Genomic DNA, 13,749 nt, shown 5'->3' on the forward strand with positions numbered 1-13,749 from the left:
AACCATTACCTTTTCGGGAAAACATTATCCCGTATCAAATTTTACGGCAACCCGAAAACCGATTTAACTATTGTTCTATCAGCACGCCATTAGCTTCTATGGCATAAGTAATTACCGGTTCGGTGATCTGTGCTATTTCTTCCTCGGACTTTCCTGCATCCGCTGCATAATGCCTCAGGTCTTTGACGGGCATTTTCTCTACATAGGCTTTTCCCTCGATCACTACTTTTCCCGAAGCATCCTTGGGCACGAAAAAGCCGTAATCCTTAAACCGTACCATGGCTTTCCGGTCGTCTGCGAGTTTTACTTTCATCCAGCATCCCTTTTTGGGGCAAACTTCAAGTATCTCCGAAGCGAACTTCACAGATAGGGTATCGTCTTTTCCAAGTGTGGCAAACCTGCTGTCCATCTCTGCTGCTTTCCAATGTCCGGAAAGGGTTATGGAATCGCCGAAAGACGTGTAAGCCCGGTCTGGGGTATCTGTTTTTTCGGCAGTCTGTTTACAAGCTATAAACACCAGCAAAAACAACACCGTTAAAAATTTTGCACTTAACTGCCTCATATTTCAATATTTTAAGAATTACAACAAATCATTACCCTTTTATACCTGCAAAATAAATGAATTTTATGTGATTTTTTAATTCCATATACGTATTTATTTAATTACTTTAGCTATAAAATTTATTTGACCATGAAGACAGAAGAAGTTACTCCCATTAAAATTGAAAAAGCAGCAAGTTCCCGGATCGGAAAAGTAGATTTTGACAACCTTACTTTCGGAAGTGTTTTTACCGATCACATGTTTGTCTGTGACTATGCAGATGGCAGTTGGGGAACTCCTCAGATCATACCTTATCAACCTCTTCAACTGGACCCTTCGGCCAGGGTGTTCCATTATGCCCAAGCCGTCTTTGAGGGCATGAAAGCCTACAAGGACGACAATGACGAGATATGGCTTTTCCGCCCCGAAGAGAATTTTAAGAGGATCAACAAATCTTCTGAGCGCATGGCCATGCCCGTCTTCCCGGAAGATTATTTTTTTGAAGGATTAAAAACCCTGCTCAAACTGGATAAGGAATGGATCAGGAAAGGCATCGGGAATTCGCTTTACATCCGTCCGTTTGTCATTGCCACGGAACCCAGTGTAATGGCTTCCCCTTCCGGGCGGTACAAATTTGTTATCATATGTTCCCCCGCACAATCCTATTACGGGGGCGAAGTACGGGTAAAAATAGCCGATCACTACAGCCGGGCCGCTTCCGGAGGGATCGGTTATGCAAAAGCCGCCGCCAACTACGGAGCGCAGTTCTACCCTACCAACCTGGCCCAGAAAGAAGGATACCAACAGGTGATCTGGACCGATGCAAACACACACGAATACCTGGAAGAAGCAGGCACCATGAACGTCTTTTTCCGGATCGGAGACACACTCCTCACTGCACCTACCAATGACAGGATACTGGACGGGGTTACCCGTAAAAGTGTTATTGCCGTAGCAGAGGCCAATGGTATAGACGTAGCGGTTCGTCCCATAAAAGTAAGCGAGATCATGGCCGCGGCAAAAGACGGCAGCCTCAAGGAAATTTTCGGCAGCGGTACTGCTGCAGTGATCAATCCGGTGGCAGGGTTCGGCTACAAAGGTGAAAAGTTCGAGCTTCCGAAAATAGAAAAATCTTATGCCTCACTCATCAAGAAACAAATTGTAGACATCCAGTACAACAAGGCGGAAGATCCTTACGGATGGCGTTACAAAGTAGACGTAGAATAGACAATATATTAACGGGCAGGCCCTGGTGGTAAACCTACCTTTTCCCCCTGCCCGTTAGTTTTCACTTTATTTATCGAGTACCGTAGAAATGTCCGGTTTAAAGTAATTGGGTCCTTTCATTACTTTTCCGTCTTCCCTGTAAATGGGCAGACCATCCTCACTCAGTTTGCTCATATTACTGCGTTGTATTTCCTCGAACACTTCCTCTATCTTGTGTTGCAGTCCGTGTTCCAGAATTGTTCCGCACAAAATATAAAGCATGTCGCCAAGGGCATCCGCCACTTCCACCAGGTCATTGTTTTCGGCGGCTTCGAGATATTCTTCATTTTCCTCGGCCATGAGTTTAAAACGGAGGTCTATTTTATCTTTTCCGAGGTTGACTGTAGGTGCTGAAGCTACCCCCAGTCCGAATGCGCGGTGAAATTCTGCTACGGCTTCCAGTTTTCTTTTCATTATAATTGATGATTTTTCCGGTTTGACATAAATACAGGATTATTTTTACAGAAAGGACTTCGAACAGCACGCTCTTCCTGCCGATAAATTGGTTATTTTTGCCTAAAAATAAAGATATGTTCACAACAGGACAACTCATATTCACCATTTTTTTCTTTATTGCCTTCGCCCTGGTGGTTTTCTTCAGTTACAAAAAGGACAAAAAACTGCATGCCAGGCATTATACCGGAAGTATCAGGATTTTAATTGGTTTCATCCTCTTTCTCGTTATTTTATTCCTGTTAAAGACCTGGGTAAGGTCCTGAAGACTGACAACATCTTAAAAAAGATACGGTTTTTCCGGTATATCTGTAAAACACTGCGTTGTTTTTTGTTTCCTTTAACTATCGTTTTTCTAAAAAAAGTTATAAATTAGCGCCGTGGTTTAAAAAAATAAAAAGCAATGATTACATTTTTAGGTGTATTACTTTCGCTTCTTCTTATCAATGTCTTTCTTTTAACTTTCAGCATCAATAAGACAGAGAAGAAAACAAACAAGCCTTTTCGGTTCTATCCGGAAAACCCGGAAAAAAAACTTACCGCTTCTTTTAGTATCAAAAACTATAAGGAAGCCGTTTAAGGAGGTATTTTCTGTTTGTGGGGTCGCTTTGGCGACAATATCCATTCATTTTTTCGATCATCGGGAAAATGAAAGTGATTTCTTTTGTGTAAATTTTTACGTTATTGTGTAAATTAGCATTATTTCAAACAAGAGAAATCATGAAAATCCTGAAATATCTTTTTTTCCTCATTCTTATCCTGGCAATCGGTATCTCCATATATATTGCCATACAGCCTTCGTCATACCGGGTGTCCAGGACACAGGTTATAAATACACATGCCCCGGTAGTCTATAATTATGTACAGGAGCTGAAAACCTGGAAAAGCTGGATTCCATGGCTGGAAAAAGATCCGGATATGGCCATTACATACGGAGAATCCACCCGTGGGATTGGCGCCAGCTATACCTGGATAAGCAAAGAAAGAAGCGGAAAGCTGGAAACTACGGCCGCCACGCCCAACACTAACCTGGAACAAAAACTGACTTATGAAAAGCGGCCCCCTTCCGCCGTATCCTGGACTTTTGAACCGGAGGAAAACACTACAAAAGTAACCTGGGAAATCAGCGGAAAGCTTGATTTTATGTCCAAGGCCTACATTCTGTATAAGGGAAGCATGGAAAAAAATATAGGCCCCGACCTGGAAAGAGGGCTCCACAAACTGGACAGTGTAATCCTTGAAGATATTAATAAGTATAGTATCAGTATTGACGGTATTGCCGAACAGAGCGGGGGTTTCTATCTTTACACCACCACTTCCAGTAAGATTTCAGACAGCAGAAAAAAGATCTCCGAACGCATTCAGGCCATGCGTGAGTACATTGCCAATAACAATATCAGCAATGTAGGGCTTCCGTTCACCTACTATCATTCCCGGGACGAAGAAAATGACGCCACCATATTTTCCAACGGGGTCTTTACCTCTTCCAAGATCGTCACGGAACCCGGAAGCGAAATACTGACCGGGAAAATACCGCCTTTCCGTGCACTTAAAGTCACCCTCCGGGGAAATACGGAACATCTTGATGAGGCCTGGGACAGTGCTTTTGCATATCTCGAAGAACGACGGATAGCACAGGACACCACCGGCCCTTACCTGGAATTTTACCCTTCTGATGCTTCCAGGACCCTCAACCCCGCAAAATGGGTTACCGAGATCTATGTACCGGTATCCGAACTGAACATTCCGCCTATAGTGGAATAAAAGCATTACACCTGTACCATTTATTCAAAGGTGATACCCCCGGGATTTCTTTCCCGGGGGTATTTTTCTTTCCGTCTATAAAACAGATTTTTACATCCCTGAAAGACACTTTCCGGACACTGTAAAACCCAAAGTCGCATAATATTCCTGTTATCGGCTTTCGAAAACGTTTTCGATTTTTCAATTCTCTTTCAAAAAGGCTGTTTTTTATATCACCAAAAATACAGATACCATATTTTTACTACATATTTTTGAAGTTACCCCTAATAATTTAGGGGGTATTAATGAATTATACATAAAAATAAGAACATTTAGTATATTTTAGTAAGGGGTGTATTCAAATTAATATAAATTTAACATTCTTAAAATTTAGTCTCTTATGAAAAAAATAGAAGCAATTATCAGAAAGTCAAAATTTGATGATGTGAAAGAAGCCCTTCATCGGGTTGGAGTGAATTTTTTCAGCTATTGGGATGTTACCGGGCTGGGCAATGAAAAACAGGGGCATGTGTACAGGGGGGTCACCTACAGTACTGCCGACATTCAAAGAAGGTACCTCTCTATTGTAGTCTCTGATGAATTTGCAAACAAAGCGGTTGAAGCCATTTTGGATGCTGCAGGCACAGGGAGCGTGGGCGATGGAAAAATATTCGTGTCTTCCGTGGAAGAAACGTATCGAATCCGTACACGCGAAAAGGGAAAACCCTCGCTCAATTAATTCATAAATAAAACTAACCGAAAAAGCAAACAATTTAAAGAAGCACAGTTATGGAAGAAACTTTATTGACAGCCAATAACATATGGATGATGGTGTGTACCGGATTGGTATTCTTTATGCACCTGGGGTTTTCCTTTCTCGAAATAGGACTTACCCGGCAAAAAAACACGATAAACATCCTTTTCAAAAACGTATTTATTATATGTGTGGGCTTATTGCTTTACTGTTTCATAGGTTTTAACCTCATGTATCCCGGAAGTTTTATAGGAGGTATACTTCCCGACTACTTTATAGGCCTGTTCGGACTTTCGGTCCCGGAAGGCGGATTAACCGCAGCATATGCCGACGGCGGATATACATACTGGACCGACTTCCTTTTTCAGGGCATGTTTGCGGCCACTGCCGCAACCATAGTTTCCGGAGCAGTTGCCGAAAGGGTGAAAATCGGAAGCTTTATGCTCTTTTCCATTATTTATGTAGGTGTCGTATACCCCATTGCAGGTTCCTGGAAATGGGGCGGCGGATTCCTGGACGAATGGGGATTCTATGATTTTGCGGGCTCCACCCTGGTACATTCCGTAGGCGGATGGGCTGCCATAGTAGCCGTGTATTTATTGGGGGCACGTATAGGTAAATTCAGTAAAGACGGAAAGGTCAACGCCCTTCCGGGGCACAATATCCCCATGGCCACTGCCGGGGTGCTTATCCTGTGGCTGGGATGGTTCGGTTTTAACGGGGGTTCCGTACTCTCCGCCGATCCCGGGGCCACCTCACTGACATTGGTGACCACCTGTCTCGCCGCAGCTGCCGGAGGTGTTTCGGCATTTATCATTTCTACCATACTTTATAAAAACTATGACCTTACCATGTTTCTCAACGGTATTCTCGGCGGACTGGTGGGTATCACCGCCGGAGCCGACCAGATGGCCCCTACCGATGCCATAATTATAGGTGTTGTAGCCGGAGTAATTATCGTACTGGGTGTAGCTTTCATAGATAAACTGAAACTGGACGACCCGGTAGGTGCTATTGCCGTTCACCTGATATGCGGCATATGGGGAACACTGGCCGTAGGTATTTTCGGTGCAATGGCCGGCCTTAATCAATTCCTCGTTCAGCTTGCCGGTGTAGCCATTATCGGTGCATTCTGTGTGGTATCGGCATTTATCATACTTATAATCATCAAAAAGACCATAGGGTTACGGGTTACCAAAGAAGAAGAGCTCGAAGGGCTCGATCTCCACGAACATGGAGGAATGGAAGCCTATCCCGACTTCAGGATGAATCAGCACTAACCGAACAACTGACCAACACTAAACTAACTATAAAGTCCTGAAAAATCTTTAAAAAATGAAAAGCGGAGCGTTTGGCAGAACGCTCCGCATATAATCCTCATTCATAAAAAAGAGTTTCAGGCGTTGTTCGACACACATAAACAAGTAAAAAAACAACTAATCCTTTTATTATGAAATCGATTACTATGACAAAGTTCGTAAAAAATGCGTTTTTTGCCATTGCGGCACTCGTAAATTTAACCGTCTTCGCACAGGAGGAAAAAAAGAAATTTGAAATAAGCGGTAGTGTAGACGGGTACTATCGCTACAACTTTTCGGATGAACAGCGACAGGCCCCGGCTTCTTCCTTCGCAAATGACCCCGGATTTGCCCTGGGTATGGCCAATATAATTGCTTCTTACGAGGGTGAAAAAGTAGGCTTTGTTGCCGACCTCGTCTTCGGCCCGCGCGGGGAAGATGCCGTGTTTCTGTCCACCGGTTCCTCCAATATCGTAAACCAGTTGTATGTGTACTGGACCGTCAGTGATGCCGTAACCCTGACTTTTGGTAATTTCAACACCTTCCTGGGCTATGAGGTGATCTCTCCCACAGGGAACTTTAACTATTCCACCTCATACATGTTCTCTTACGGACCGTTTTCACACACCGGATTAAAGGCAGATTTCAGCCTCTCCGACAACTGGTCGCTCATGCTGGCTGTTATGAACCCTACCGATTATACCGAATACAACCCGTCGGGAGTGTACACATTCGGTGCACAGATCGGTTATGAAACGGAGAACGGCGGTACATGGCTCAACGCGATTTACGGCAAGCAATACGACGGAGCAGCAGAAGCGATCATTGAAGACCCTACCTTCCAGATCGACCTTACCACGGGTTATGACCTGACAGACATGTTCTACCTGGGACTCAATGCCACGTATAACGAAACCAAGGATGCCGGAGGGTTTTACGGGGTAGCCCTGTATCCGCAATTAAAAACATCCGAGCATTTTGCACTGGGACTCCGGGCCGAATACTTCAAAGAACTGGAAGATGGAGGGCCCGTTTACGGATCGGACGTCGAAACCCTGGATTTCACGCTCACCGGAAGTTATACCGTAGGGGACCTTACCATAAAACCCGAACTCCGGCTGGACAGTGTATCTGAAGATGTATTTTTTGACAAGGACGGCTATGACAACGGCATGTCTTCCGAAGGGAGCCTGGGCTCCTTTGTCCTGGCCGCCATATATCAATTCTAAAAATCTCTCCTGATTTTTTAAGTTACTTGTTACTTATGTTTTTCAGGTCCGGCTTCCTTTCGGGAGCCGGACCTTTAATTTAGGCGTGGTTTAATTTTCCTCAAAGGACTTTACTCCGGCCCTGACAGGAACGGGCAGGGTATTTTCTTCAGGCACAATAGGGCAGGAATATTTTTTGTTGTAAGCACAATAAGGATTATAAGCCTTATTAAAATCCAGCACGATCTCATCGCCTTCAGGTATACGAAGATCGATATACCGCCCGCCCCCATAGGTCTCCTCGCCGTTCGTAGCGTCAGAAAAAGGCAGGAATAAATAATCTTCATACCCTTCACGGGTAATCAATTCCTGGTTCTGGTACACATTGAGCCTATACTCTTTGTTGTTTATGCTGAAATGCAGGATGCCGTACCTCACCTCTTCCGTTACCCTGTCTGTAGTTGTCGGCATGGTAAAGGGGAGGTCCTGCGGAGTTCTTTCCAGCCTGGCCCTTACCCGGAGGGTCGTATCTATCGGGAAAAAATCCAGTCCCTGAAAGTCCTTTCGGTCACGATTTTTCAGGGGAGATATTTTGGGGTCCCTGAACTCTTCGTTCAATTCCCGCTGAAACTGTTCTATGTCCCAAACCGCACTCGTACTGTCCGCGGAGATCATATCCTCCCTGTCGTGATATCTTTTATCTCCCTTGCAGCTCGTCAGGCAAATCAGAAAGAGCAGTGTTATTAGCGTTGTTTTCATAAGTATTCAACTGTTTTTTGTGTCCTGAAGTATTCCCGTTGCAAAGCTATAATTTATTTATTTATCCGGGTAAAAATAACCTTCCCCATCCTTTATTCTAATGAATAATTGAGTAAGTTTGGCCTTCCAATTTCAGACATCTCATGCCAAATTCATTCCTGAAAAAATACGTTTCCTCTTTCGAAGGATTCTCCAGGGAAATCTGGTTCCTCACGCTCATAACCTTTATCAACCGGGCGGGCACCATGGTATTGCCTTTTTTGTCCAGGTACCTGAAGGAAGACCTTCATTTTTCCTACGGCCAGATCGGATGGATCATGGTATGTTTTGGCCTGGGTTCCATGACAGGGTCATGGCTGGGCGGAAAGTTCACCGATAAAATCGGCTTTTACAGGGTTATGGTCTTCAGCCTGTTTACCAGCGGAGTCCTGTTTCTGGCCCTTCAATTCGTTACCGGGTTCCAGGGATTGTGTGCCGCGATGTTCATTATTATGACCGTTTCGGATATGTTCCGTCCCGCCATGTTTGTTTCCCTCGGGACCTACAGCAAACCCGAGAACAGGACCCGGGCGCTCACCCTGGTGCGTCTTGCCATAAACCTGGGATTTGCTGCCGGGCCCGCCCTGGGCGGATTTATCATAATTCAGATGGGTTATGCCGGGTTGTTCTGGGTAGATGGCATCACCTGTATCCTGGCCATTGTACTGTTTCGCATACTGGTCGGTGAAAAGCGAACAAATACCAAAGATGATGTGCCGGATACGGCGGTTTCGAAAGAAGGGAAACCTGTGTTCAGGGACAAACCATACTGGGTTTTCCTGTTTGTTACATTTGTATTGGGCATGCTGTTTTTCCAGCTCTTCACCACCCTTCCCATTTATCACGAGGAAGTGTACGGGCTTACGGAATTCCAGACCGGCCTGTTAATGTCCCTTAACGGGTTGTTGATCTTCGTTTTTGAAATGCCCCTTGTCAGTTATATTGAAAAACAAAAAGCGGCAAAGACAAGACTTATCCTCCTGAGCACAATACTCATGGCAACCAGCTTTTTTGTCCTGTTGTTTCCGGGCTGGGCCGGTGTATTAGTGCTAAGTATGGCTATCATTACCCTGGGAGAAATGATCGGGTTCCCTTACACCAATGCCTTTGCCATGAGCCGTGCCAGTAAGGGCAGGGAAGGTCGTTACATGGCCCTTTACACCATGAGTTTTTCTCTGGCACACATATGGAGTGCGAAAACAGGTATGGAAATCATTGACCGTTGGGGTTATAACGCCAACTGGCTGTTTATGGGGACACTGGGAGTGATAGCCCTGGTCTGTGCCCTCTTTCTCCGGAATATGGTAAGGAAAGAGGAGCAGGAGGCATAGATTTCCAGTGATCCTGACAAATCATACCCGGTGGTCTGTACATGGCAAAAGCTCCGTATCAATGACATTTTGGCACTTTCTGGAAGGTATAACCGCCCGAAAATCGCCCTGTAATGTTTGGCAGTACTTTTGCGGTATGGAAAGCCGGTATAAATTGTATATACGTATGGCAAAAAAAGATAAAAAGGAAGAGACCAACAGCAAAGATATCATGGCAGAAGAGCAAACCGCACCTGCCACTGAAGAAAAGACAGAAGCTCAGGAAGTTCCGGTGGAAGAACAGTTAAAGGAGGAACTGGCAAAGGAAAAGGACAAATTCCTGCGCCTCTTTGCAGAATTTGAAAACTACAAAAAGCGAACGTCCAAAGAGCGTATTGAATTGTTCAAAACGGCAGGACAGGATGTCGTGTCTGCCATGCTGCCCGTACTTGATGATTTTGACAGGGCCCTTGTTGAAATACAAAGACCCGACCATGACAACAATAGCACGGAAGGGAAAAAGGAACTCCTGAAAGGGGTGGAACTCATAAGCAACAAGTTCAGGGAAGCCCTGAAAAGCAAAGGCCTCACGGAAATTGAAACAGCACAGGGCGATGCGTTCGATGCTGAATTGCACGAAGCCATAACCCAGATTCCCGCGCCTTCGGACGACTTGAAAGGAAAGATTATCGATGTAGTGGAAAAAGGGTATAAACTGGGAGACAAGATCATAAGGTACCCCAAGGTAGTAGTAGGACAGTAAGGAGAAATAGCAGGTGACAGACGAACGGGGCACACCCGTCACCTGTAATCGTCTGTCATCAGTCTAAAACCAAACAGATGAAACAAGATTATTACGAAATACTGGGCATTGACAAGAGTGCTTCCGCCGCGGAAATAAAAAAGGCCTACCGCAAGAAGGCCATACAATACCACCCGGACAAAAACCAGGGGGATGCCCATGCGGAGGAAATGTTCAAGAAATCTGCGGAAGCATATGAAGTGTTAAGTGACCCCGACAAGCGCGCCAGATACGACCAGTACGGACATGCCGCTTTTGACGGCAACGGTGGATTTAGCGGCGGCGGTATGAATATGGAAGACATATTCAGCCAATTCGGTGATATCTTCGGCGGCGCCTTCGGTGGCGGATTCAGTGGTTTCGGAGGTGGTTTCAGCGGTCAGCGCCGTACCAAGGGAAGTAACTTGAGGATTCATGTAAAACTCAGCCTGGAAGATATAGCCCAGGGCGCGGAAAAAAAGGTGAAAGTACGCAGAAAGGTACAAGCTCCCGGAGTTTCTTATAAAACCTGCCCCACATGTCATGGCACAGGACAGGTGACCCGGATAACCAATACCATTTTGGGTAGAATGCAAACTTCCGCACCCTGCAATGCCTGTGGCGGTTCCGGACAAACCCTGGATAAACGGCCTTCCGATGCCGATGCACAGGGCCTTAAAGTGACTGAAGAAACCGTTTCCATTAAAATTCCCGCAGGAGTTATGGAAGGGATGCAGCTCAAGGTAACCGGAAAAGGAAACGAAGCGCCGGGTAACGGTATTCCCGGCGACCTTCTCGTAGCAATCGAAGAAGTTGAACACCCGACCCTGAAACGGGAAGGCGATAACCTCCACTATGACCTTTATATCAGTGTCCCGGAGGCCGTACTTGGTGTTTCCAAGGAAATAGATGCCGTTACCGGAAAAGTGCGTATCAAACTCGAAGCGGGTATCCAATCCGGAAAAATTCTGCGGTTAAGAGGCAAGGGAATTCCCAGCATCAACGGTTATGGCAGTGGTGACCTGCTGGTCCATGTTAATGTGTGGACCCCTAAAACACTGAACAAAGAGCAGCGGGAATTCTTTGAGCAGATGTTAAACGACGAACACTTTACCCCCAAACCCGAAAAAAGCGATAAATCTTTCTTTGAAAAAGTAAAAGACATGTTTTCATAAAGAAAGGGTAAACCGGACTATATAAGCCGGAGCAGAACTCCGGCTTTTTTATACCCTGAAAACCTGAAATATACGGCTATACAAAATATTTCGGTCAATTTTTATTCAATCCTTAAAAATATCATAAAAAAAATGTATATTTGAAAACCCACTAAGAGATCTTAGTGTTAATTTTTTTCTTTTTCATAGCAATTTTTTCCCATCCTTGACACCGATTAAGGATGGGTTTTGTTTTTAAGGATAATTATCAGGGTTTTACACGAAACTTATCATTTACACCCACTTATTTATCGTATTTGCCTTTCCAACGTTTCTGCATGAATTCCTTTATATTCTTTTCCCTTGCATTTTGTCCCGGGATATAAAAGGAAGTCCCTTTTATATCGTCGGGCAGAAACTCCTGATCTACAAAATTTGCATCGTAGTCATGGGCATATTTATAGGTTTCGCCGTAGCCCAGCTCTTTCATCAACTTGGTAGGTGCATTCCTGAGGTGCAGGGGTACGGAAAGGTCACCGGTTTGCCTTACGGTTTCCTGTGCCTTGTTTATGGCCATATAAGTGGAATTGCTCTTTGGCGATGTGGCGAGATAGACGGCACATTGGCTCAATATGATCCGGGATTCGGGATAACCTATAGTGGTTACAGCCTGAAAGGTATTATTGGCAATGACAAGTGCAGTGGGATTGGCAATACCGATATCTTCCGAAGCAAGGATAAGCAGCCGCCTGGCTATGAACTTTACATCTTCCCCGCCTTCAATCATCCGTGCCAGCCAATATACCGCACCATTGGGGTCGCTCCCCCTTATTGATTTAATGAATGCCGAAACGATATCGTAGTGCTGTTCGCCGGTCTTATCGTAAAGTACGGTGTTTTTCTGTACTTTTTCCATGACCAGCTCATTGGTAATGGTCACTTCCTCCGTTCCTTCGGAATTGATGACCAGTTCAAAGATATTCAGTAATTTCCGCCCGTCACCTCCGGACAACCGCAGCAGGGCTTCGGTTTCTTTCAGGTTTATCGTGAACCCGGACAACACCGAATCCTTTTCAAGTGCCCTGTGCAATAACGCTTCCAGGTCTTCCTTGTTAAAAGCATTAAGCACATATACCTGGCATCTGGACAACAGTGCGGGGATTACCTCAAAACTGGGGTTTTCCGTAGTGGCTCCGATAAGGGTTACCCATCCTTTTTCCACCGCCCCGAGCAGGGAATCCTGTTGTGTTTTGCTGAAACGGTGTATTTCGTCGATAAACAGGATAGGGTTTTTGGCCGTAAAAAGCCCTCCGCTCTGTTTGGCCTTATTAATGACTTCCCTGACTTCCTTCACCCCGCTGCTAATGGCACTCAGTGTATAAAACGGCCTGTCGCTTTCATTGGCTATGATATTGGCCAGGGTGGTTTTTCCGGTTCCGGGCGGCCCCCAGAATATCAGGGACGGGATAATCCCCCGTTTTATCTGTTTTGTCAGGGAGCCCGTCTCTCCCACCAGATGGGACTGGCTGATATATTCGTCCAGGGTTTTGGGTCGTATTCGTTCTGCAAGTGGTTCATTCATGCCATAAAATTACTATATTTATTTTGATGACAATTTACCATGTTCCTGTTTTTGGCAATGTGTTTGCCCTACTAAAAATTCATATAAACGTATTTGATAATGTGTCAATGTGATAATTTGATACTATGATGATGTATTGGCACATTAGCTAATTGACTCATTTAAAACACCATGAAAGACCACAAGACTTTTCATTTTTCAATAACTACGGTCCTCTATCCTTTCCTGTTCATTGTACTGATATGGACAATATACTGGATACAGATCAGGTACAGCTATGATTTTACGGATTACGGGATACTTCCCAGGACAGTTTCCGGACTCCGGGGCATTGTGTTCAGCCCCTTCCTGCACGGTTCGGTAAAGCATTTATACAACAATACCTTCCCCCTGCTTATACTGGGTACCATACTGCTTTATTTTTACGGCAGGCAGAGCACCAAAGTTATTATTTACGGTACGTTTCTCAGTGGTTTCCTCACCTGGCTTATCGGCCGGGAGGCGTACCATATCGGTGCCAGCGGACTTATTTACGTATTCAGCAGTTTTATTTTTTTCAAGGGGATCTTTACCCGGTATTACCGTTTGATAGCACTTTCCCTGGTGGTCGTGTTCCTCTACGGCAGTTTACTTTGGTACATTTTCCCCATAGACGGGGAAATTTCATGGGAAGGCCACCTTTCCGGTTTTATTGCAGGATTTATTCTGGCCGTAATTATCCGGAACAACCTCCCTAAACCTGTAAAATACGCCTGGGAAGAGGAGGATTATGACGAAGAGAACGATCCTTTTTTAAAGCATTTTGACGATGAAGGCAACTTTATAGAAAACCCTGAAGGATCTCCGGAAGAAGAAGATTAG

At 44.9% G+C, this 13,749-nt stretch carries 15 protein-coding genes; 11 read left to right on the forward strand and 4 right to left on the reverse strand.

Features of this window, described 5'->3' with window-relative positions:
• Positions 1-67: 67 nt before the first annotated feature.
• The gene (locus LS482_RS04040) at positions 68-562 is read right to left on the reverse strand and encodes a DUF4920 domain-containing protein (protein ID WP_233030471.1); all 495 of its coding nucleotides are present in this window, start codon (positions 560-562) and stop codon (positions 68-70) included.
• Positions 563-691: 129 nt separating this feature from the next.
• Between LS482_RS04040 and LS482_RS04045 the strand changes: the two genes are divergently transcribed.
• Entirely contained in the window at positions 692-1,768 is a 1,077-nt protein-coding gene (locus LS482_RS04045) for a branched-chain amino acid aminotransferase (RefSeq protein ID WP_233030472.1), read from the forward strand.
• Between the two features lie 66 nt (positions 1,769-1,834).
• Here the strand turns inward: LS482_RS04045 and LS482_RS04050 are convergent, their stop codons facing one another.
• Entirely contained in the window at positions 1,835-2,221 is a 387-nt protein-coding gene (locus tag LS482_RS04050; RefSeq protein ID WP_233030473.1) for a pyrophosphohydrolase domain-containing protein, read from the reverse strand.
• A 116-nt stretch (positions 2,222-2,337) separates the two neighbouring features.
• Here LS482_RS04050 and LS482_RS04055 point away from each other — a divergent pair, with 116 nt between their 5' ends.
• The 6 genes from LS482_RS04055 (at position 2,338) to LS482_RS04080 (ending at position 7,284) form a co-directional block, all read left to right on the forward strand.
• Entirely contained in the window at positions 2,338-2,526 is a 189-nt protein-coding gene (locus LS482_RS04055) for a hypothetical protein (RefSeq protein ID WP_233030474.1), read from the forward strand.
• A gap of 137 nt (positions 2,527-2,663) precedes the next feature.
• Positions 2,664-2,840 carry a hypothetical protein gene (locus LS482_RS04060; protein WP_233030475.1) on the forward strand — a complete coding sequence of 59 codons (177 nt, stop codon included), beginning with the start codon at positions 2,664-2,666 and terminating at the stop codon, positions 2,838-2,840.
• A gap of 140 nt (positions 2,841-2,980) precedes the next feature.
• Complete coding sequence (locus LS482_RS04065) at positions 2,981-4,024, forward strand: SRPBCC family protein (RefSeq protein WP_233030476.1); 1,044 nt, start codon at positions 2,981-2,983, stop codon at positions 4,022-4,024.
• A 379-nt stretch (positions 4,025-4,403) separates the two neighbouring features.
• Entirely contained in the window at positions 4,404-4,742 is a 339-nt protein-coding gene (locus LS482_RS04070; protein WP_233030477.1) for a P-II family nitrogen regulator, read from the forward strand.
• A 50-nt stretch (positions 4,743-4,792) separates the two neighbouring features.
• A complete protein-coding gene (locus LS482_RS04075) occupies positions 4,793-6,037 on the forward strand; it encodes an ammonium transporter (RefSeq protein ID WP_233030478.1) in 1,245 nt (414 codons plus the stop codon).
• Positions 6,038-6,207: 170 nt separating this feature from the next.
• Entirely contained in the window at positions 6,208-7,284 is a 1,077-nt protein-coding gene (locus LS482_RS04080; protein WP_437441008.1) for a porin, read from the forward strand.
• Between the two features lie 90 nt (positions 7,285-7,374).
• On the opposite strand, the gene LS482_RS04085 is transcribed toward LS482_RS04080, so the two are convergent.
• A complete protein-coding gene (locus tag LS482_RS04085; protein WP_233030480.1) occupies positions 7,375-8,022 on the reverse strand; it encodes a DUF1684 domain-containing protein in 648 nt (215 codons plus the stop codon).
• 143 nt (positions 8,023-8,165) lie between these two features.
• Between LS482_RS04085 and LS482_RS04090 the strand changes: the two genes are divergently transcribed.
• The 3 genes from LS482_RS04090 to dnaJ all read left to right on the forward strand — a co-directional run bounded on the left by LS482_RS04090 (position 8,166) and on the right by dnaJ (position 11,327).
• Positions 8,166-9,392, forward strand: a complete 1,227-nt coding sequence (locus LS482_RS04090) for an MDR family MFS transporter (protein ID WP_233030481.1) — start codon at positions 8,166-8,168, stop codon at positions 9,390-9,392.
• 166 nt (positions 9,393-9,558) lie between these two features.
• Positions 9,559-10,134, forward strand: a complete 576-nt coding sequence (locus LS482_RS04095) for a nucleotide exchange factor GrpE (RefSeq protein ID WP_233030482.1) — start codon at positions 9,559-9,561, stop codon at positions 10,132-10,134.
• Positions 10,135-10,211: 77 nt separating this feature from the next.
• A complete protein-coding gene (gene dnaJ / locus LS482_RS04100; protein WP_233030483.1) occupies positions 10,212-11,327 on the forward strand; it encodes a molecular chaperone DnaJ in 1,116 nt (371 codons plus the stop codon).
• A gap of 283 nt (positions 11,328-11,610) precedes the next feature.
• On the opposite strand, the gene LS482_RS04105 is transcribed toward dnaJ, so the two are convergent.
• A complete protein-coding gene (locus LS482_RS04105) occupies positions 11,611-12,888 on the reverse strand; it encodes a replication-associated recombination protein A (protein WP_233030484.1) in 1,278 nt (425 codons plus the stop codon).
• 171 nt (positions 12,889-13,059) lie between these two features.
• Between LS482_RS04105 and LS482_RS04110 the strand changes: the two genes are divergently transcribed.
• Positions 13,060-13,749 (forward strand): rhomboid family intramembrane serine protease, encoded by a 690-nt coding sequence (locus LS482_RS04110; RefSeq protein WP_233030485.1) that lies wholly within the window; start codon positions 13,060-13,062, stop codon positions 13,747-13,749.

Origin of the sequence: Sinomicrobium kalidii (genome assembly GCF_021183825.1) — a bacterium.
Classification (GTDB): Bacteria; Bacteroidota; Bacteroidia; order Flavobacteriales; family Flavobacteriaceae; genus Sinomicrobium; species Sinomicrobium kalidii.